At 44.9% G+C, this 19891-nt stretch carries 19 protein-coding genes; 14 read left to right on the forward strand and 5 right to left on the reverse strand.

Annotated elements, in window-relative coordinates; all coding sequences use genetic code 11:
* Positions 1-198 precede the first annotated feature (198 nt).
* Complete coding sequence (locus tag WDV74_RS12735) at positions 199-1236, forward strand: zinc-dependent alcohol dehydrogenase family protein (RefSeq protein ID WP_338883141.1); 1038 nt, start codon at positions 199-201, stop codon at positions 1234-1236.
* A 202-nt stretch (positions 1237-1438) separates the two neighbouring features.
* On the opposite strand, the gene hpaR is transcribed toward WDV74_RS12735, so the two are convergent.
* Entirely contained in the window at positions 1439-1888 is a 450-nt protein-coding gene (hpaR, locus tag WDV74_RS12740) for a homoprotocatechuate degradation operon regulator HpaR (protein ID WP_338883143.1), read from the reverse strand.
* A gap of 387 nt (positions 1889-2275) precedes the next feature.
* On the opposite strand from hpaR, the gene WDV74_RS12745 reads away from it, so the two are divergent.
* The 10 genes from WDV74_RS12745 to hpaA all read left to right on the forward strand — a co-directional run bounded on the left by WDV74_RS12745 (position 2276) and on the right by hpaA (position 12239).
* Positions 2276-2908 carry a fumarylacetoacetate hydrolase family protein gene (locus WDV74_RS12745; RefSeq protein WP_338883144.1) on the forward strand — a complete coding sequence of 211 codons (633 nt, stop codon included), beginning with the start codon at positions 2276-2278 and terminating at the stop codon, positions 2906-2908.
* Positions 2905-3669, forward strand: coding sequence for a fumarylacetoacetate hydrolase family protein (locus WDV74_RS12750; RefSeq protein ID WP_338883145.1), 765 nt, complete (start codon positions 2905-2907; stop codon positions 3667-3669). Before WDV74_RS12745 ends, WDV74_RS12750 begins: the two co-directional genes overlap by 4 nt.
* Positions 3666-5132, forward strand: coding sequence for a 5-carboxymethyl-2-hydroxymuconate semialdehyde dehydrogenase (hpaE, locus tag WDV74_RS12755; protein WP_338883146.1), 1467 nt, complete (start codon positions 3666-3668; stop codon positions 5130-5132). Before WDV74_RS12750 ends, hpaE begins: the two co-directional genes overlap by 4 nt.
* 32 nt (positions 5133-5164) lie before the next feature.
* A complete protein-coding gene (hpaD, locus tag WDV74_RS12760) occupies positions 5165-6046 on the forward strand; it encodes a 3,4-dihydroxyphenylacetate 2,3-dioxygenase (RefSeq protein ID WP_338883147.1) in 882 nt (293 codons plus the stop codon).
* Between the two features lie 12 nt (positions 6047-6058).
* Positions 6059-6448: a 5-carboxymethyl-2-hydroxymuconate Delta-isomerase gene (locus tag WDV74_RS12765; protein WP_338883148.1), complete on the forward strand. Its 390-nt coding sequence runs from the start codon at positions 6059-6061 to the stop codon at positions 6446-6448.
* A 202-nt stretch (positions 6449-6650) separates the two neighbouring features.
* The gene (locus tag WDV74_RS12770; protein WP_338883149.1) at positions 6651-8123 is read left to right on the forward strand and encodes an NAD-dependent succinate-semialdehyde dehydrogenase; all 1473 of its coding nucleotides are present in this window, start codon (positions 6651-6653) and stop codon (positions 8121-8123) included.
* A gap of 5 nt (positions 8124-8128) precedes the next feature.
* Positions 8129-8932, forward strand: a complete 804-nt coding sequence (gene hpaH, locus WDV74_RS12775; RefSeq protein WP_338883150.1) for a 2-oxo-hept-4-ene-1,7-dioate hydratase — start codon at positions 8129-8131, stop codon at positions 8930-8932.
* Between the two features lie 18 nt (positions 8933-8950).
* A complete protein-coding gene (gene hpaI, locus WDV74_RS12780; protein WP_338883151.1) occupies positions 8951-9718 on the forward strand; it encodes a 4-hydroxy-2-oxoheptanedioate aldolase in 768 nt (255 codons plus the stop codon).
* Positions 9719-9888: 170 nt separating this feature from the next.
* Complete coding sequence (hpaX, locus tag WDV74_RS12785) at positions 9889-11256, forward strand: 4-hydroxyphenylacetate permease (RefSeq protein WP_338883152.1); 1368 nt, start codon at positions 9889-9891, stop codon at positions 11254-11256.
* 56 nt (positions 11257-11312) lie between these two features.
* Positions 11313-12239 (forward strand): 4-hydroxyphenylacetate catabolism regulatory protein HpaA, encoded by a 927-nt coding sequence (hpaA, locus tag WDV74_RS12790; RefSeq protein WP_338883153.1) that lies wholly within the window; start codon positions 11313-11315, stop codon positions 12237-12239.
* Positions 12240-12433: 194 nt separating this feature from the next.
* On the opposite strand, the gene WDV74_RS12795 is transcribed toward hpaA, so the two are convergent.
* Both WDV74_RS12795 and WDV74_RS12800 read right to left on the reverse strand, forming a co-directional pair.
* On the reverse strand, positions 12434-12628 hold the full coding sequence (locus WDV74_RS12795) for a hypothetical protein (RefSeq protein WP_338883154.1): 195 nt from the start codon (positions 12626-12628) through the stop codon (positions 12434-12436).
* Positions 12612-12926 (reverse strand): hypothetical protein, encoded by a 315-nt coding sequence (locus WDV74_RS12800; RefSeq protein WP_338883155.1) that lies wholly within the window; start codon positions 12924-12926, stop codon positions 12612-12614. The genes WDV74_RS12795 and WDV74_RS12800 overlap by 17 nt, the downstream gene beginning before the upstream one ends.
* Positions 12927-13253: 327 nt before the next feature.
* Here WDV74_RS12800 and hpaB point away from each other — a divergent pair, with 327 nt between their 5' ends.
* The 3 genes from hpaB (at position 13254) to dtpB (ending at position 17392) form a co-directional block, all read left to right on the forward strand.
* A complete protein-coding gene (gene hpaB / locus WDV74_RS12805; RefSeq protein ID WP_338883157.1) occupies positions 13254-14816 on the forward strand; it encodes a 4-hydroxyphenylacetate 3-monooxygenase, oxygenase component in 1563 nt (520 codons plus the stop codon).
* A gap of 23 nt (positions 14817-14839) precedes the next feature.
* Positions 14840-15358 (forward strand): 4-hydroxyphenylacetate 3-monooxygenase, reductase component, encoded by a 519-nt coding sequence (gene hpaC, locus WDV74_RS12810; RefSeq protein ID WP_338883158.1) that lies wholly within the window; start codon positions 14840-14842, stop codon positions 15356-15358.
* A 579-nt stretch (positions 15359-15937) separates the two neighbouring features.
* Complete coding sequence (dtpB, locus tag WDV74_RS12815) at positions 15938-17392, forward strand: dipeptide/tripeptide permease DtpB (RefSeq protein ID WP_338883159.1); 1455 nt, start codon at positions 15938-15940, stop codon at positions 17390-17392.
* Positions 17393-17533: 141 nt separating this feature from the next.
* Here dtpB and fbaA read toward each other — a convergent pair whose 3' ends face one another.
* Positions 17534-18610, reverse strand: coding sequence for a class II fructose-bisphosphate aldolase (gene fbaA / locus WDV74_RS12820; protein WP_338883161.1), 1077 nt, complete (start codon positions 18608-18610; stop codon positions 17534-17536).
* A 57-nt stretch (positions 18611-18667) separates the two neighbouring features.
* The gene (pgk, locus tag WDV74_RS12825; RefSeq protein ID WP_338883162.1) at positions 18668-19834 is read right to left on the reverse strand and encodes a phosphoglycerate kinase; all 1167 of its coding nucleotides are present in this window, start codon (positions 19832-19834) and stop codon (positions 18668-18670) included.
* Positions 19835-19891 lie beyond the last annotated feature (57 nt).

Consider the following 19891-nt stretch of genomic DNA (forward strand, 5'->3'; position numbering starts at 1 on the left):
ACACCCTCTGAAGGACGGGGTTTTACGGCGCACCTGATAAACAAACTCTACTTTACGGCTGACTCTGGGAAGCACGCTGAAAATCGAAAATGTTTACATCTGCTAAACTTTAAGCAACAGATAACGTCAATCGTGTGCTCTGGATTACTGTCATTCTTAACACCATAAATCACAACCATTACCTGTGAAGGGGGTTATATGAAAGCACTTGTTTATCATGGAGCCGGAAAAAAACGCTGGGAAGAAAAGACTCTACCCCAACTCATTGAACCAACAGATGCTATCGTCCGTATCGTCAAAACCACCATCTGTGGTACAGATCTGCATATCCTCAAGGGCGATGTTCCTACTGTCGAGCAAGGCCGAATATTGGGCCATGAAGGTATTGGGATCGTTGAATCAACTGGGGAATCGGTACGCAATATCAAAGTCGGTGATAAGGTAATCATTTCCTGTATCACCGTCTGCGGCAGTTGCAACTATTGTAAACGCCAGCTTTATGCGCACTGTAAAGATGGTGGCTGGATCCTGGGACACAAAATTGATGGTACACAGGCAGAAAAAGTGCGTATTCCCCATGCTGATAATAGCCTGCATCGCCTGCCAGAAGGCGTCGATGAAGAAGCAGCATTAATGCTCAGCGACATTCTGCCAACTGGCCTTGAAATTGGTGTTATCAATGGCAAGGTCCAACCAGGCCAGACTATCGCTTTAATTGGTGCTGGGCCAGTTGGGCTATCGGCGTTACTGGCATCACAATTTTACTCCCCGGCACATATCATCATGATAGATACTGATGATAACCGCCTTAGCGTCGCCCGGCAGTTTGGTGCTAATACGGTTATCAACCCGGCAAGACAAAACGTCGTAGAAGCTATCAATAAACTGACTGACGGCATTGGTGTAGACGTGGCTATTGAATGTGTGGGTATCCCTGCGACCTTCAAAATATGCCAAGACATCATTGCAGCAGGTGGATTCATTGCCAATGTTGGTGTCCACGGCAAATCTGTTGACCTGCATCTGGAAAGCCTCTGGATCAAAAACATTACCATTACCACTGGACTGGTAAACACAAGCAGTACTCCCATGCTGCTGAAAAGCGTTCAATCCGGCAAAATTGCACCTGAAAAGCTGGTCACTCATCATTATCCATTGAGTGAAATAGAAACCGCTTATGAAATATTTGGTAATGCGGCTCAAGAAAAAGCACTGAAAATTGTCTTGTCAGCTTAGTGGGTATAGCAAAAAGAGGGCAATCCGACTCCCTCTTTCTGCTAAATTATGAGCTATACGTTTCGACTGATACAGAAAAGCCGCCGCAATATACTGCATCAATACTCTTGTGCAATTCATTACGGCGGCCTTTATACTGTACCTGGTATTAAACTTGATTTTTTGGTGAGTTAACTAATTCACACATTAATGAACCTTCAAGCTACAGTTCGCATTCTTCATCCAAATCTTGTTGAGAAAGGTTCCCAATAGCAATAAATTCATCCAATAACCCTAAAAGTTGGACCAATTTTTCTGGAGAAAAAGCGTCCTCAATCGCCTTATATCCCTCAGCAATCTGTCCTTTTGCTTGCTCATAAAGCTCTTGCCCAGCCGGAGTCAAAGAAACATACAGCTTACGCTGATCATTCATAGGCTTCAGGCGGAAGATAAGCCCATCACGCTCCATACGTGTCAAAATGCCTGTCAGACTTGGGCGTAAGATACAAGTGAGACAAGCTAAGTCATGAAAATCAATAGAACGGCTACTCGCAAGTACACGAATAATACGCCATTGCTGTTCAGTTAAGTTATAGCTCTTCAAAATAGGTCGAAAAAAACCCATAGCGGTTTCTCTCGCTTGAAGCAATGCAATTGTCAAGGATTCATGCATAAGTAAAAGTGACTCTTTAGTTAATCGCTAGTCATTCTCTATAAGTTTAAAGCCCATGCTATTTATTATAGACAACATGAACACCAAAAAGCCTAACACGCTCAAAATCATCCACAAAGGGGAAAGACTTCAATATTAACAAATAAATAAAATCATCCCACCCACAAAAAGTTAAATAAAAGTTAAATTTAATCTCAAATGACCTTGATTAAAAATATAACAAGCTGATCTTTATGTAGTAAAAATGATCAACAATAAAGTGTTGTTACATAGATCACAATTAAAATTAACAATGCATTTAACATATTGAAGATTGTCCACACATGATTTATTAATATATTAATAAGTGATCTTGCAACACGTCATCCAGGTTTCAAGGAGCTGTTCATGAAAGGCACTGTCTTCGCCGTTGCCCTCAACCATAGCAGCCAGATCAATTTCTGGCATGAGGCATTTAACAAAGAACCTTATAAAACACCACCCAAAACACCTATTTGGTTTATCAAACCCCGTAATACCGTGATTAGTTCAGGGGATGTTATTCCTCACCCTGTCGGGGAAACGGTACAGAGCGGTGCAACCCTAGCGCTATTTATTGGAAAAACAGCACGCAAAGTTTCAGTTCAGAATGCCGAACAGTATATTGCTGGTTACGCATTGGCAAACGAAATTAGCCTGCCTGAAACATCATTCTATCGTCCTGCCATTAAAGCAAAATGTCGGGACGGTTTTTGTCCGATAGGTCAAATGATCAAAGCCAACTCGGTAGCATCACTCGATATTGTCACTGAAATCAACGGCCAGGAAGTTGATCGCTGGTCTACCCAAGACCTTATTCGTTCAGCAGCTGAATTATTGGCAGCATTGTGCGAATTCGCCACCCTAAACAAGGGTGATGCCATTCTATTGGGAACGCCCCACCAGCGCGTTACCCTTCATCCTACCGATAAAGTCACAATCAAGGCCAACGGCTTCCCTAACTTAGAAAATACGGTTGTATTGGCAGGAGGTCAGGCATGAGATACGCCAAAATTCATTATCAGGGACAAGATCTCAATGTCACCGTTGACGAACAAGAAAATGTCTTCTTACCAGATGGAAATATGGTCAGCGGTGAAGAAGTTATTTGGCTTCCCCCTGCCAGCGGAACGCTGTTCGCATTGGGACTAAATTATGCCGATCACGCAACAGAGCTGGAATTTAAGCCCCCAGAAGAACCACTGGTATTTATCAAAGCAGCCAATAGCTTAACTGGGCACCGCCAGGTTTCTGTCCGTCCTGATAATGTGGAATATATGCATTACGAAGCAGAATTGGTTGTCGTGATGGGTAAACCCGCTCACAAAGTTGCCAGAGAAGAGGCCATGAATTACGTTGCGGGTTATACCGTTTGTAACGATTACGCCATTCGTGATTATCTGGAAAATTACTATCGGCCTAACCTACGGGTAAAAAGCCGCGATACGCTTACTCCAATCGGTCCGTGGATCATAGATAAACAACAGATCGCTGATCCGCACAATCTAACATTGCAAACATGGGTGAACGGTGAACTCCGTCAACAAGGTACAACCGCCGATTTGATCTTCGATATTCCTTTCTTAATCACCTATCTCAGCGATTTTATGACATTGCAACCAGGCGATATGATCGCCACCGGAACACCTAAAGGGTTGTCCAATGTTGTTCCTGGGGATGAAGTCATCGTAGAAGTCGAAGGTGTTGGGCGCTTAGTTAATCGTATTGTCAGCCAGCAAGAATATGAGGAGAGTTTGTCATGACCATGATTAACCATTGGATCAACGGCAAGAATGTCGGCAGCAAAACCTATTTCACAACGACTAATCCTGCAACAGGCGAGGTGCTGGCTGAGGTTGCATCAGGCGGGCAGGAAGAGATCGCCCAAGCTGTTGCGGCAGCCAAAGAAGCGTTCCCAAAATGGGCAAATACCCCAATGAAAGAACGCGCTCGTTTGATGCGCCGTTTGGGTGAATTAATCGACCAAAATGTTCCCGGTATTTCTGCGCTGGAAACCAAGGATACGGGCCTTCCCATCCATCAGACACAAAATGTCTTGATCCCACGGGCTTCGCAAAATTTCAATTTTTTCGCAGAAATTTGCCAGCAGATGAATGGGCGCACTTATCCTGTTGATGACACAATGCTCAACTACACATTAATCCAGCCTGTTGGTGTTTGTGCATTGATTTCCCCATGGAATGTGCCTTTTATGACGGCGACGTGGAAGGTTGCGCCTTGTCTGGCTCTGGGAAATACGGCTGTTTTGAAGATGTCCGAACTTTCCCCGCTGACAGCCAACCGCTTAGGCGAATTGGCGTTGGAAGCCTGCATTCCGGCTGGGGTATTGAATGTGGTACAGGGCTACGGTAACACCGCAGGCGATGCACTGGTAAAACATCATGATGTGCGGGCAGTCTCTTTCACCGGTGGAACTGCAACAGGTCGCCTGATCATGCAAAATGCCGGACTGAAAAAATACTCTATGGAATTAGGCGGAAAATCCCCTGTCCTCATTTTTGAAGATGCAGATATTGAACGCGCACTGGATGCCGCTCTGTTTACCATTTTTTCCCTTAATGGCGAACGTTGTACGGCAGGTTCCCGCATTTTCATCCAAGAAAGTATTTACCCCGAATTCGTCAAACGCTTTGCTGAACGCGCTAATCGGTTACGTGTCGGTGATCCCCAAGATCCGCAAACTCAGGTTGGCAGCTTGATAAGCCAGCAGCACTGGGAAAAAGTCTCCAATTATATTCGGTTAGGGATCGAAGAAGGCGCCACCCTACTAGCTGGAGGCCCCGATAAACCTGCCGATTTACCTGCCCATCTAAAAAATGGCCACTTCTTACGTCCTACTGTCCTGGCAGATGTGGATAACCACATGCGCGTAGCACAGGAAGAAATCTTCGGCCCTGTCGCTTGTCTGCTGCCATTCAAGAGTGAAGAGGATGGGCTACGCATGGCTAATGATGTGGAATATGGCCTTGCTTCTTATATCTGGACACAGGATGTCAGCAAAGTTTTGCGTCTGGCACGTCATATTGAGGCCGGCATGGTGTTCGTTAATTCCCAAAACGTTCGCGATCTACGTCAGCCATTTGGTGGCATAAAAGCTTCCGGTGTGGGGCGTGAAGGCGGGGAATACAGTTTTGAAGTGTTTGCTGAAGTGAAAAACGTCTGTATCTCAATGGGAGAGCACCCTATACCTCGTTGGGGTGTTTAAATAACGGCCATCCTGATTCCAAGTGAGGGTTTATGGGAAAGTTAGCGTTAGCAGCGAAAATTACACATGTCCCTTCTATGTACCTGTCTGAATTGCCAGGCAAACATCACGGTTGCCGCCAAGGCGCTATTGATGGACACAAAGAGATCAGCCGGCGCTGCCGTGAAATGGGTGTGGATACGATTGTTGTCTTCGACACGCACTGGCTGGTTAATAGCGCCTACCATATTAACTGTTCCGACCATTTCTCCGGCATCTATACCAGTAATGAATTGCCACATTTTATCCGCGATATGACCTATGAGTATGACGGCAACCCAGAGCTAGGCCGGATGATTGCACAAGAAGCACGCCAGATGGGTGTTCGTGCCCAGTCACACGAGATCCCAAGCCTGAAACTGGAATATGGCACGCTGGTCCCCATGCGTTATATGAACAGCGACCGCCATTTCAAGGTGATTTCAATTTCGGCCTTTTGTACTGTCCATGCGTTTGAAGACAGCCGCAAACTAGGAGCAGCGATTTTACGGGCAATTGAGAAATACGATGGTACGGTTGCGGTGCTGGCTAGCGGTTCGCTGTCACACAGTTTCATTGACGATCAACGTGCCGAAGAGGGCATGAACAGCTATACCCGTGAGTTCGATGAGCAGATGGATCGCCGTGTCGTGCAGCTTTGGAAAGAAGGCAAGTTTGAGGAATTTTGCAAAATGTTACCGGAATATGCGCAATATTGTCGAGGAGAAGGCAATATGCATGATACCGTGATGCTGCTAGGGCTGCTTGGATGGGACAAGTATGACGGCAAGGTGGAATTTTTAACGGAATTATTCGCCAGTTCAGGGACAGGACAGGTTAACGCGGTTTTCCCGCTGCCGGATTATATTGTGAATCAAAATAAAACTGATGCCTGATAGGAGAAGACCGTGCCACATTTTTACGCTGAGTGTACTGAAAATATCCGTGAAGAAGCCAGGTTGCCGGAATTATTTGCCAAAGTGAATCAGGCGCTGGCAGATACGGGCATTTTTCCGCTGGGCGGTATCCGTAGCCGTGCCATTTGGCTGGATACCTGGCAAATGGCGGATGGTAAGCAAGATTATGCCTTCGTTCATATGACACTGAAAATTGGTGCCGGACGCAGCCTTGAAGATCGGCAAAAAGTCGGAGAAATGTTGTTCGGCTTAATCAAGGCGCATTTTAGTGAGTTGATGTCACAGCGTTATCTGGGTCTCTCTTTCACCATGGAAGAACTTGATCCGGTGCTGAATTATAAATCCAATAACGTTCATAGCCTATTTAAAGTAAAAGAGTAACGGCGATAGAGCATTCCAATGCTATACCAATCTAGCTTCAAGATGCATGTGATTTCTCCCCGCGAAGCGGGGAGAAATCAGGTTTCATAGCGTGTTGCAACTTGAAGTTTGAAATCGCGGTCAACAAAGTTATGGCTTGCAAGATGAGGGATATAATTGGAGGACACTAAATTTATTCGCCTTTATTTATTGAGAGGAAACTATGACAGATCATCTGGATACAACTTTGCTGCGTCACCAGGCCTATATCAACGGTCAATGGGTTGACGCGGAAAATAAAGCAACTTTTGAAGTTATTAACCCTGCCAATGGTAAAGTCATTGCTAATGTCAGTGATCTGGGAGCCAAAGAGACACAATCTGCCATTGAAGCTGCCCAGAACGCCCTTCCTGCATGGCGGTCACTGACAGCAAAACAACGTAGCCAAAGGCTTAAACAATGGTTCCATCTGGTGATGGAAAACCAAACTGCCTTAGCGAAGATACTAAGCACAGAACAAGGTAAATCTCATACCGAAGCAATGGGGGAAATTGCTTACGGTGCCAGTTTTATCGAATGGTTCGCAGAAGAAAGCAAACGCACTTATGGCGAAACATTACCGTCCCCAATACCGGGTCGCCGTCTCGCTACGATCAAACAACCGATTGGTGTCGTTGCAGCCATTACACCGTGGAATTTCCCTAATGCAATGATCACCCGCAAAGTTGCACCTGCGCTAGCGGCAGGATGTACAGTTGTCCTGAAACCTGCCGCTGAAACCCCCCTTTCTGCACTGGCTTTAGTCGTCCTGGCGGAACAGGCGGGCATTCCAGCTGGCGTTTTCAATATTGTCACGGGAATGGATGCTAAAGCGATTGGTGAGGTGCTGACCTCAAGCCCTATCGTGCGCAAACTTTCGTTCACTGGCTCTACGCGGGTCGGCAAGTTATTAATGGCACAAAGCGCCGATACTGTGAAAAAACTCTCCCTCGAACTGGGTGGCAATGCACCTTTTATTGTGTTTGATGATGCCGATCTTGATGCTGCGGTAGAGGGTGCCATGGCGGCGAAATTCCGTAATAGCGGGCAAACCTGTGTTTGTGCCAACCGTATTCTGGTACAGGAAGGCATTTATGAGGCTTTTGCAGAACGTTTGGCACACGCGGTAAAACAGCTTCGTGTTGGGCCAGCCACTGATAGCTCATCACAACAAGGTCCACTGATTAACCAAGCAGCAGTAGAAAAAGTACGAACACATATCCGTGACGCGGTTTCCAACGGTGCGCACCTGCTGGCAGGAGGAAAATCCCACGCGCTGGGTGGGTTGTTCTTTGAGCCAACAGTGCTGGCAAATGTGACCGATTCTATGTTAGTTGCCCACGAAGAAACCTTCGGCCCGCTGGCACCACTGTTCAAATTCCGTGATGAAGAAGAGGCTATCCGTATTGCTAACAGCACTGAATTTGGCCTGGCTGCTTATTTCTATTCCCGTGACATTGGCCGAATTTACCGTGTGGCGGAAGCGTTGGAAAGTGGCATGGTAGGTATCAATGAAGGTTTGATTTCCAATGAAGTCGCACCATTTGGCGGCATTAAACAATCGGGGCTGGGACGTGAGGGGTCACGTTACGGTATTGAGGATTATCTGGAAGTGAAATACCTCTGTTTTGGAGGGTTGGAAGCGAAAGGAGCTTAACCCCTATGCTACAGCAAGAAATCGTATCACGAGTCGCACGCCGTTTACATCAGGCAGAACAAAGCCGTGAGCAAATCCGACAAATCTCACTGGATTATCCAGAGATAACGATTGAGGATGCTTACGCCATTCAACGTGAATGGGTAGATTTAAAAATCAGGGAAGGCCGAATTCTGAAGGGACATAAGATTGGCCTGACATCCAAGGCCATGCAAGCCAGTTCACAGATTAATGAACCGGATTATGGTGTCTTGCTGGATGATATGTTTTTTCAGGACGGCGGTGATATTCCTTGCGAACGCTTTATTGTGCCCCGCATTGAAGTTGAACTGGCCTTTGTGCTGGCAAACCCCCTGCGAGGCCCGAACTGTACGCTGTTTGATGTGTATAACGCAACAGATTACGTCGTTCCTGCATTGGAACTCATTGATGCCCGTTGCCACAACATCGATCCCGAAACCCAACGTCCACGCAAGGTATTCGATACGATTTCTGACAATGCCGCCAATGGCGGTGTGATTATTGGGGGGCGGCCGATCAAGCCAGATGAATTGGATCTGCGCTGGGTCAGTGCGCTGCTCTACCGCAATGGCGTGATTGAAGAATCCGGCGTCGCCGCCGCGGTTCTCAACCATCCCGCCAATGGTGTGGCATGGCTTGCCAATAAACTGGCACCGCATGGTGTTCAACTAGAAGCAGGCCAGATTATTCTGGCTGGATCTTTTACCCGCCCTGTTCCTGCGCGTAAAGGCGATACCTTTCATGTGGATTATGGCGTGTTAGGTTCAATTAGCTGTCATTTTGTTTGAGTCTATTGAGGTAACACCATGGATCAGCTAACAAATAAATTTAAACATGCCCTGAAAGCAGGGCGTCCACAAATCGGATTATGGCTTGGGCTATGCAGCGGGTATAGCGCGGAAATACTGGCAGGAACGGGGTTTGATTGGTTGTTGATTGATAGTGAACATGCTCCCAATGATATTTCCACCATTCTTGCCCAATTACAGGGGATCGCCCCTTATTCAAGCCAACCTGTTGTTCGTCCGGCATGGAATGATCCCGTGATCGTCAAACAGTTGCTGGATATTGGTGCACAAACGTTATTGTTCCCGATGATTCAAAATGCCGCGCAAGCGCGTGAAGCTGTCAGGGCAACTCGCTATCCTCCCGCGGGTATTCGTGGCGTAGGCAGTGCCCTGGCACGTGCTTCTCGCTGGAATCGTATTCCTGACTATCTGTCCCGTGCTAATGATGAAATATGTGTATTAGTACAGGTAGAAACCCGTGAGGCTTTGCAAAACCTACCGGAGATAGCGGCTGTCGAAGGTGTTGATGGCGTGTTTATTGGCCCGGCCGATCTCAGTGCGGATATGGGACACCTCGGTAACCCGCAACATCCTGAAGTTCAGGCTGCCATTGAACAAGCTATTGTTCAGATCCAGTCTTCCGGCAAGGCCGCTGGCATTTTGATGACCAATGTCGATACAGCTAAACATTATCTTAATTTGGGTGCGCTGTTTGTTGCCGTAGGGGTTGATACCCTCTTACTGACCGGAGCAGCCAATGCTTTGGCAAAGCATTTCGGCAAATAAGCAGCCAATCATCAGCAATAAACAATGCCCCAGAATGGCTGATGTTGATCGCGACACCAGCCATAACAATTGAAGTTCCTAATCTCTGTGCAAACAATCACATATAGCCAATAGATTTCAAATCCCCGCTCGAAGGAAAATCAAACCACTAACAAAACAAGGAAACACCGATGAGCATTTCACCTGACACGATACCAAAATCCGAAAATCCCTCTCAACAACCTAACAAGCTGACCGCCCAACAGCAAAGTGTTATCAATAAATTATTCCGGCGCCTGATCCTCTTTCTCTTTGTCCTGTTCGTTTTCTCTTTTCTGGATCGCATTAATATTGGATTTGCGGGTTTGACGATGGGAAAAGATATTGGTTTAACATCCACCATGTTCGGTTTGGCCGCTACGCTGTTTTACGCTACTTACGTTATTTTCGGCATTCCCAGCAATGTGATGTTGAGTATTGTGGGAGCGCGTCGCTGGATCGCGACCATCATGGTGTTATGGGGAATCGCTTCTACCGCCACAATGTTTGCCACTGGTCCCACGAGCCTGTATATCTTGCGGATGCTGGTGGGCATTGCAGAAGCCGGCTTTTTGCCGGGTATTTTGGTTTACCTGACTTATTGGTTTCCAGCCTATTATCGCGCACGCGCCAATGCGTTGTTTATGATTGCCATGCCCGTAACGATGGCGTTTGGTTCACTCATTTCCGGTTATATTTTGGCAATGGATGGCATCTGGGATTTGCGCGGTTGGCAATGGTTGTTTTTGCTGGAAGGCTTCCCTTCTGTTTTGCTGGGTTTTGTTGTCTGGTTTTACCTGGATGACTCACCAGAAAAGGCCAAATGGTTAACTCGTGAAGATAAGCAATGCCTTCAAGAGATGATAGAAAACGATAAACTTTCTATCACCCAGCCCAATGAAAAGATTCAACAGCAAAAAACCAACTTATGGCGCGAGGTTTTTACCCCAATTGTATTGATGTACACCTGCGCTTATTTCTGCCTGACCAACACCTTAAGTGCTATTAATATCTGGACGCCACAGATTATGCAGAGTTTCAATCAGGGCAGTAGTCATGTAACCATTGGCATTTTGACTGCCATTCCACAATTCTGCACGATTTTGGGTATGGTTTATTGGAGTCGCCGCTCAGACCGTCTGCAAGAACGCAAAATGCACACGGCCTTGCCCTATCTGTTTGCTGCCGCTGGATGGATTTTAACTTCACTGACGGATAACAGCATAGTGCAACTGTTGGGGATCATTATGGCTTCCACCGGATCGTTTACAGCTATGGCGGTATTCTGGACAACGCCAGATCAATCGATTAGTTTGCGCGCCCGTGCCGTGGGGATCGCTGTGATCAACGCTACCGGCAATGTGGGATCTGCCGTCAGTCCTCTGCTAATCGGCTGGTTAAAAGATCAAACGGGAAATTTTAACGCTGGACTTTATTTCGTAGCCGGATTACTAATCATCGGTGCATTAATCGTTTTTCTGATCCCGATGAAACATTCACAGCCACAGGTAAAATTGTAAATAACGAGCAATATATTGATATACCTTAGCCAACAATAAGATACAGGAGGAAATTGATGACTGTATCCAATGTGCTCAAAGCCAATAAATCCATCATCACTAATATTGATATCAGCAAGGACTATGATGAAACCCGGGGATCGGATGATGTTCACTACCAAACCTTTGGTCGTATGGCGGCATTTTTCGGGCGTAATATGCAGGCGCATCGCCATAATGGGTTTTTCCAACTCCATTATCTGGTGACAGGACGAATCGAACTGCAATTAGACGCACAGCATTATTCCGTACAAGCCCCTCTATTTATCCTGACTCCACCTTCCGTTCCTCATGCTTTTTTTACGCAGGAAGATACGGATGGTTATGTACTGACCGTCCGTCAGGAGCTGATTACATCCTTGCTTAATTCTCTTTATCCCACCCATCGAGAACTCGCTGACATTCCGGCTATCTGTCTTTCCGTCGCGGATAAATATGATGAATTGGAAACATTCAACCATTATTGGGCACTGATTGGGCGTGAGTCTGCCAACCAATTTACCGGACGAGAACAAGCACTAACTTTCCTGGCTCAATCTCTGTTTACCTTTTTGCTACGTAGTATTCCCCTTGACGATCATCATTGCGGTAGTGTCAGAGGAGAATTGAAACTATTTCAACATTTTAACCAATTGATTGATCAACACTATCATCAACATCTTGCCGTGCCAGAATATGCAGAAAAATTGGGAATTACGGAATCACGGCTAAAGGATATGTGCCGACGCTTTGCCAATCGGCCACCAAAAAAGCTGATCTTTGACCGACTATTGAGGGAAGCAAAACGGTTATTGCTGTTTAGTGATAGCCCCGTATTTGAGGTAGCGTATCAGCTTGGATTTAAAGATCCTGCTTATTTTACCCGATTTTTTAATCGGTTAGTGAGATGTTCACCGAGTGTTTGGCGGGAAAGAAATGTAATCAGGGGGGATAAAATAGAGTGATGAAATTATGGATAGCCCACCAAGAAAAAAGTGAGAACACGTCTAAATTCAAGTTACGTATTCAACGCGTTGAATATACGACTGCCAAAATTATTGGCATACCAGTTATCACTTTAGTACTACAGACATCACTAAAAAAACAATACGTTAATGCTGAGAAAATCTCTTACGGCTGTAGTACTAAATGTCTGAAATCACGCAGGCAGCAACTGTAAAATAGTGGGTATTGTTACCAGTGCAATAAGCAGAGAAATGATAATAGAAAAAGAAACAATTTCCTGTTTAAAACCATACTTATTAGCAAAATCCGCCGTAAACCCTCGCCCAATGCGAGGGTGTGCAGCCATGACAATCGCGGTAATCAGCCAAATATTATTTGCCTGCTGCATACCGAATAAAATCAGGAATAGATAAAAATGTACGTTCAGTCAACCGTGCGGCATCCAATACAAGGGAACTATCAAGATATTTACCATTAATAGAAATTGATTTCTCTTTGAAAATAAAATTTAGAATTTCAATTACAGGCAATCCAGATTTATTTCCAGTACCAGCAAATTCTCCTTCAATTAAATTGAATCCGTTATAAATAGATACTAAAGCATTCTGTAATCCCAAACCTCTATCATTATGGGCATGCAGGCAAAAATTAACTAAAGGGTAATCATGGCGTAGGTTAGTAGCCAAAAAAGTGCAATAGCATATGGATTAGGGAATAGATTTCAAATTGCAGATCTACGACCAGGAAAAGGGCTATCAGAAACATAGCCAACGATGTAACTGGGATAAACGAGCGAGCAAAAAATAATTATTACCAAAACACAAAGTCGGTCACATTTACGCAACAAACTATCGGTTTTTATCGAAAAGTACCAGTAAATCCTCCGAAAGTCTCTTCTAAAAGGGCCGTTTAATCGCTTCAATCAAACAATGAAATAAACATAAAATTAACACCCTTCCCCCCATATGGATAACAAATCAAAATAAGGGGATTTTTTGGAACATGAGGTTGCTATGAGACTAGAAAATTTGCGTGCTGATAATAAACGCCCATTTACCAGTAAAGAATACCTAAGTTCACTTCAGGATAGCCGCGAGATTTACATCTATGGTGAACGGGTCAAAGATGTTACAACACATCCAGCTTTCCGCAATGCGGCTGCTTCAATCGGTCAACTGTATGATGCCCTTCATGCCCCAGAAACCCACGATGTACTCTGTTGGGATACCGATACTGGAAGTGGTGGCTACACGCACAAATTCTTCCGTTTCGCCACCAGCTCTGATGATATCCGCCAGCAGCGCGATGCCATTGCCGAATGGTCACGCCTAAATTATGGCTGGATGGGGCGTTCACCCGATTATAAAGCGGCATTCTGCTGCTCGTTGGGGGCTTATCCTGAATATTATGGACAGTTCGCTGACAATGCCCGCATCTGGTATAAGCGCATTCAGGAAAGCTGCATCTATTTCAATCATGCGATTGTTAATCCACCAATTGATCGCCATAAGCCCGCCGATCAGGTCAAAGATGTTTTTATCAAGATAGAAAAAGAGACAGATGCTGGAATTATTGTCAGTGGCGCTAAAGTTGTCGCAACCAATTCAGCCCTGACTCACTATAATTTTATCGGTTTTGGCTCTGCACAAGTTATGGGAGATAATCCCGATTTTGCCCTCATGTTTGTTGCACCAATGGATGCCGAAGGTGTGAAATTAATCTCCCGCGCCTCTTATGAATTAGTGGCCGGTGCTACTGGTTCACCTTTTGATTACCCCCTTTCCAGTCGGTTTGATGAAAATGATGCCATTTTGGTCATGGATAAGGTATTAATTCCGTGGGAAAACGTGTTAATTTATCGCGATTTTGATCGTGCCCGTAATTGGGCGGTGCAAAGTGGTTTTGCGCGACTATTCCCCATGCAAGCCTGCATACGCCTTGCCGTTAAACTCGATTTCATTACGGCACTGTTGCAAAAAAGCCTTGAATGCACTGGCGTGGTGGAATTCCGCGGTGTTCAGGCCGATTTGGGAGAAGTCGTTGCGTGGCGCAATCTGTTCTGGTCACTGACAGATGCGATGTGGGCAGAAGCCAAGCCGTGGGAAAATGGTGCTTACCTGCCTGATACTCAAGCGATTCAGACTTATCGCGTGATGGCGCCCATGGCTTACACAAAAATCAAGAATATTATTGAAAGCAATGTCACCAGCGGCTTGATTTATTTACCATCCAGTGTCCGTGACATGAATAATCCTGAGATCAATAAGTATCTTGAAAAGTATGTCCGTGGCTCTAATGGTATTGACCATGTAGAACGAATCAAGATCTTGAAATTAATGTGGGATGCCATTGGCAGTGAGTTCGGTGGTCGCCATGAATTATACGAAATTAATTATGCCGGCAGTCAGGATGAAATTCGCCTACAATGTCTGCGTCATGCCTATGGCTCCGGCAATATGAAGAAAATGACGGAATTGGTTGATCGTTGTCTTTCTGACTATGATGTGAATGGTTGGACTCGTCCCCACTTACACAATAACTATGATATTAACCTGTTAGATAATCTACTGAAATAAATCAGTAGCAGAGGAGGCCTATTATGTCTGTAGAAAATAAACATCGCTTGCGTTTCAGGGATGCGATGGCAAGCCTTTCCGCTGCGGTGAATATCATCACCACGGATGGTCCTGCGGGGCGCTGCGGTATGACTGCAACGGCGGTATGCTCTGTGACAGATACGCCTCCGACTTTGATGGTATGTATCAATCGCAATAGCGCCATGAACCCGATAGTTCAAAAAAATGGCCACTTGTGTGTCAATATCCTGAATCATGAACAGGAATTGATGGCACGCCATTTCGCGGGTATGACGGGTATCAGCATGGAAGAGCGCTTTAATTGGGATATCTGGAAAACGGGAATACTGGGACAACCCTTGCTACAAGGGACACTCGCCAATTTAGAGGGCTGTATTAAGCAAGTACAAGAAGTCGGTACTCACTATGTATATCTGGTAGAAATAAAACAGATTATTGTTCGTGAAGAAGGCCATGGTCTTATTTACTTTAAGCGTAATTTTCATCCAGTGATGGATGAAAATATGGCAACCGTTGTTTAAAACAAGCACATTAAAACAGAAAGATTCTCAATATCGCCTCCTAACATGAAGGTTCCTTAACAAAGAGCCTTCATTTCTAAATTCTTATCAATCTCTTTTTAATTGATATTTAATAGGATTAGTACTGAATATCAGCCTGAAATTTCAGTCTAAAGATCCACAATCCTATCTCAAAATACATAACAAAAACTTTACATATAGATTAAAATGATTCAATTTCATCCTCATTTTTATTTAATCTACCTCTTTTCAACAAACAATAAACGAAAGGGATTAAATAACAATCAAATTGATTTTTTAGTGAGCACAAATCCACTTATTAACAATTTTTGATATTAATTTAGTGAATATCCTGCCAGATCCGGCATTACTTTTTTTCGTTAGTGTGATCAACCATCGAGAAGATACCATACCAGTATATTAACCTACCTCACCTCACAATCACTTTGAATAAATAAACAAAATAACAACTTTTTCGATACATTTAAGTTAAAAATATATTAACAACAGTATAATTATCTGAATATATATTTAGTTGAGTGTACTGCCCATCTAATGATAGCAAACAGAGGCATCACTATGAGTAAAACCGCTCCGATAGGTTTATGGGATCAACCCAAGCCTTTCTTCATGATATTTTTTGTAGAATTGTGGGAACGATTTGGCTACTACGGCGTTCAAGGTATTCTGGCTGTTTACTTCGTTCAACAGCTCGGTTTTTCAGAAGCACAATCATTTATCACTTTTGGTGCATTTACTGCGCTGGTTTACGGCCTGATCTCCATTGGTGGTTATGTCGGTGATCACTTACTGGGGACAAAACGTACCATTGTTTTGGGAGCTATCATACTAGCAATAGGTTATTTTATGATTGGCCTTTCCATCATAAATCCTGAGTTGATTTTTTATGCCTTGGGAACCGTCGCTGTCGGTAATGGCCTTTTCAAAGCTAACCCAGCCAGTCTGCTGGCAAAATGTTACTCGCCGCAAGATCCACGTTTAGATGGTGCATTCACACTATTCTATATGTCCATCAATCTTGGCTCTCTGGTTTCCCTCTCTCTTGCCCCCGTTATTGCTGAAAAATATGGTTATGCAGTCACCTACAATATCTGCGGTATCGGTCTGATTATTGCTTTGCTGGTTTATATTGCCTGCCGTCGTATGGTACATAGCATCGGTTCAGAGCCAGATCATGCCCCTTTGAACTATGCCACCTTATTTTTGGTTCTGGTGGGTGCAGTAGCTATGATTGGCGTCTGTGCATGGTTATTGCACAATATCAAAATTGCCAATATTGCCCTCGTGGCAATCTCAACCATTGTTGTGATGATTTTTTTCTGGCAGGCATTCAAACAGGATAGAGTCGGCCGCAATAAAATGTTTGTGGCATTTATTCTGATGCTTCAGGCTATTGTGTTCTTTATCCTGTATAACCAGATGCCAACTTCCCTCAACTTCTTCGCCATCAATAATGTTCACCACCAGATCCTCGGTTTTAATGTCAATCCCATCAGTTTTCAAGCACTGAACCCATTCTGGATCATCGTCGCTAGCCCTGTTTTGGCCGTGGTTTACACCAAACTGGGTAACAAAGGTAAAGATTTTTCCATGCCAACCAAATTCACCTTCGGCATGTTCTTATGCTCCCTGGGTTTCCTGACCGCCGCGGCTTCTGGCTTATTTGCCGATCAGAATGGTATTACATCGCCATGGTTTATCGTACTGGTGTATTTGTTCCAGAGCGTCGGGGAGTTAATGATCAGTGCGTTGGGATTGGCAATGGTGGCAACGTTTGTTCCTAGCTACCTGACAGGTTTTATCCTGGGCATGTGGTTCCTGTCACAAGCCGCAGCATCAGTATTGGGTAGTTATGTAGCGACCTTTACTGCTGCACCAGAAGGCGTGACGAATCCACTGCAAACCCTGCCAATTTACACTAGTGTATTTAGTAAAATTGGGATTACCACCTTGATTGTCGCCGTGATTATGGCCTTTATGGTGCCATGGTTAAACAAGATTATGAAAGCGTAACCCGCTTAACCCTGTTTGATTAAGCAAATATTCTACTGATTGATAAGCCAAATAACGGGAGGGAAAGGCTGGCTAATTCAAGAAGAACTTAGCCAGCTTTTACATGTGCTGAGTAATAAATTTTATCTAAATAACAATGTATTACAGCACATCAATCGCATTCAGTTCTTTAAAGGCCTGCTCCAGACGAATAACCATAGACGCCTGAGCAGCACGCAGCCAAACACGTGGATCGTAGAACTTCTTGTTAGGCTTATCTGCGCCTTCCGGGTTACCCAACTGGCCTTGCAAGTAGCCTTCGTTCTTTTTGTAGTAGTTCAGGATACCTTCCCAAGTTGCCCACTGGGTATCAGTATCGATATTCATTTTAACTACACCGTAACTAACGGCTTCCTGAATCTCTTCTGCGGTAGAGCCTGAGCCACCGTGGAAGACAAAGTCCAGGCTATTGTGTGGCAGGTTGAATTTTTCAGAAACGTAGTCCTGTGAATTGCGCAGAATTTTTGGTGTCAGTTTTACGTTACCTGGTTTGTATACACCGTGGACGTTACCGAAAGATGCTGCAATGGTGAAACGCGGGCTAATGGCGTTCAGTTTCTCATACGCATAAGCTACATCTTCCGGCTGAGTGTACAGGGAAGAGCTGTCCAGATGGGAGTTATCAACACCATCTTCTTCACCACCAGTACAACCCAGTTCGATTTCCAGTGTCATGTCGATTTTCGCCATGCGTGCCAGATATTGGCTGCAAATCTCGATATTTTCTTCCAAAGATTCTTCTGACAGGTCGATCATATGAGAAGAGAACAGAGGCTTACCCGTTTGTGCGTAGTGTTTCTCACCTGCTTCCAACAGTCCGTCGATCCATGGCAGCAGTTTACGTGCGCAATGATCGGTATGCAGGATAACAGGCACACCATAATATTCTGCCATCTGGTGAACGTGGTGAGCACCAGAAATAGCACCGATAATCGCTGCTTGCTGACCTTCTGTTTTCAGACCTTTACCGGCAATGAAAGAGGCACCGCCGTTAGAAAATTGGATAATGACCGGAGCACGTACTTTTGCCGCCGTTTCCAACACTGCGTTGATAGAATCAGTACCAACACAGTTAACTGCTGGTAACGCGAAATTGTTCTCTTTAGCGACGGCAAAGACTTTTTGAACATCATCACCAGTGATGACACCCGGTTTTACGAAATCAAAAATTTTAGACATGTTACGTGGTCCTGTATTGACATTGAACAGGCAGCCAATGCTGCCTGTTATTACAACTTAATTACTTTTAGCACGTTCTTCCAGCATCACAACGGCTGGCAGTTTTTTGCCTTCAACGAACTCAAGGAAAGCACCACCACCAGTAGAGATGTAAGAGATCTTGTCAGCAATTTCGAACAGATCGATTGCCGCCAAGGTATCACCGCCACCGGCAATTGAGAAAGCATCGCTTTCAGCAATTGCGCGGGCAATAATTTCGGTTCCTTTACGGAAGTTAGGGAATTCAAAAACACCTACCGGACCATTCCACAAAATGGTCTTGGCGCTTTTCAGGATTTCAGCCAGACGTTCGGCAGAAGCATCACCCAGGTCAAGGATCTGCTCTTCATCTTTAATTTCGCTGGTGGATTTCAGCGTTGCTTCTGCAGTCTCAGAGAACTCTGTCGCAACACGAACATCGGTAGGAACCGGGATGTCACAACTTTCCATTAATTTTTTCGCTTCCGAGATCAAATCATCTTCATACAGCGAACGGCCAACGTTATGCCCTTCTGCGGCAACAAACGTATTAGCAATCCCACCACCTACAATCAGCTGATCGGCAATTTTGGACAGTGAGTCAAGAACAGTCAGTTTAGTTGAAACCTTAGAGCCTCCTACAATCGCCACCATTGGACGGGCAGGATTGTGCAGTGCTTTACCCAACGCTTCCAGCTCGCCAGAAAGCAGAGGGCCAGCGCAAGCAATTGGGGCAAACTTAGCAACGCCGTGCGTTGATGCTTGCGCACGGTGCGCCGTACCAAAAGCATCCATGACATACACATCACACAGTGCAGCATATTGCTTTGATAACGTTTCATCGTCTTTTTTCTCACCTTTATTGAAGCGAACGTTTTCCAGCACAACTAATTCGCCTTCCGCCACTTCAACACCATTCAAATAGTTTTTTTCCAGACGAACAGGAGAAGAAAGTGCTTCTTTCAAATAATCAACGACAGGTTGCAGTGAGAACTCTTCGTTGTATTCTCCCTCAGTTGGGCGTCCCAGGTGAGAAGTAACCATGACCTTGGCTCCCTGATTCAACGCAGCCTCAATCGTCGGCAAAGACGCACGGATACGTGCATCAGAGGTAACTTTACCATCTTTTACAGGCACATTCAGATCAGCACGGATCAATACGCGTTTACCCGCTAGATCTAAATCAGTCATCTTAATTACAGACATGGTGAATCCTCTCATTGATTCTTTATAAAATTACTCAATCTTCTGCTGTGGGCCGTT

Source organism: Xenorhabdus sp. TH1, from assembly GCF_037260955.1.
Taxonomy (GTDB): Bacteria; Pseudomonadota; Gammaproteobacteria; order Enterobacterales; family Enterobacteriaceae; genus Xenorhabdus; species Xenorhabdus griffiniae.

Excerpts from the sequence above, each read along its gene's own strand:
- fbaA (WP_338883161.1), bottom strand. The coding sequence starts at position 18,610 with ATGTCTAAAATTTTTGATTTCGTAAAACCGGGTGTCATCACTGGTGAT.
- hpaE (WP_338883146.1), top strand. The coding sequence starts at position 3,666 with ATGACCATGATTAACCATTGGATCAACGGCAAGAATGTCGGCAGCAAA.
- hpaX (WP_338883152.1), top strand. The coding sequence starts at position 9,889 with ATGAGCATTTCACCTGACACGATACCAAAATCCGAAAATCCCTCTCAA.
- hpaB (WP_338883157.1), top strand. The coding sequence starts at position 13,254 with ATGAGACTAGAAAATTTGCGTGCTGATAATAAACGCCCATTTACCAGT.
- hpaA (WP_338883153.1), top strand. The coding sequence starts at position 11,313 with ATGACTGTATCCAATGTGCTCAAAGCCAATAAATCCATCATCACTAAT.
- pgk (WP_338883162.1), bottom strand. The coding sequence starts at position 19,834 with ATGTCTGTAATTAAGATGACTGATTTAGATCTAGCGGGTAAACGCGTA.
- WDV74_RS12795 (WP_338883154.1), bottom strand. The coding sequence starts at position 12,628 with ATGCAGCAGGCAAATAATATTTGGCTGATTACCGCGATTGTCATGGCT.
- hpaC (WP_338883158.1), top strand. The coding sequence starts at position 14,840 with ATGTCTGTAGAAAATAAACATCGCTTGCGTTTCAGGGATGCGATGGCA.
- hpaD (WP_338883147.1), top strand. The coding sequence starts at position 5,165 with ATGGGAAAGTTAGCGTTAGCAGCGAAAATTACACATGTCCCTTCTATG.
- hpaI (WP_338883151.1), top strand. The coding sequence starts at position 8,951 with ATGGATCAGCTAACAAATAAATTTAAACATGCCCTGAAAGCAGGGCGT.
- WDV74_RS12735 (WP_338883141.1), top strand. The coding sequence starts at position 199 with ATGAAAGCACTTGTTTATCATGGAGCCGGAAAAAAACGCTGGGAAGAA.
- WDV74_RS12750 (WP_338883145.1), top strand. The coding sequence starts at position 2,905 with ATGAGATACGCCAAAATTCATTATCAGGGACAAGATCTCAATGTCACC.
- WDV74_RS12745 (WP_338883144.1), top strand. The coding sequence starts at position 2,276 with ATGAAAGGCACTGTCTTCGCCGTTGCCCTCAACCATAGCAGCCAGATC.
- dtpB (WP_338883159.1), top strand. The coding sequence starts at position 15,938 with ATGAGTAAAACCGCTCCGATAGGTTTATGGGATCAACCCAAGCCTTTC.
- hpaR (WP_338883143.1), bottom strand. The coding sequence starts at position 1,888 with ATGCATGAATCCTTGACAATTGCATTGCTTCAAGCGAGAGAAACCGCT.
- WDV74_RS12770 (WP_338883149.1), top strand. The coding sequence starts at position 6,651 with ATGACAGATCATCTGGATACAACTTTGCTGCGTCACCAGGCCTATATC.
- hpaH (WP_338883150.1), top strand. The coding sequence starts at position 8,129 with ATGCTACAGCAAGAAATCGTATCACGAGTCGCACGCCGTTTACATCAG.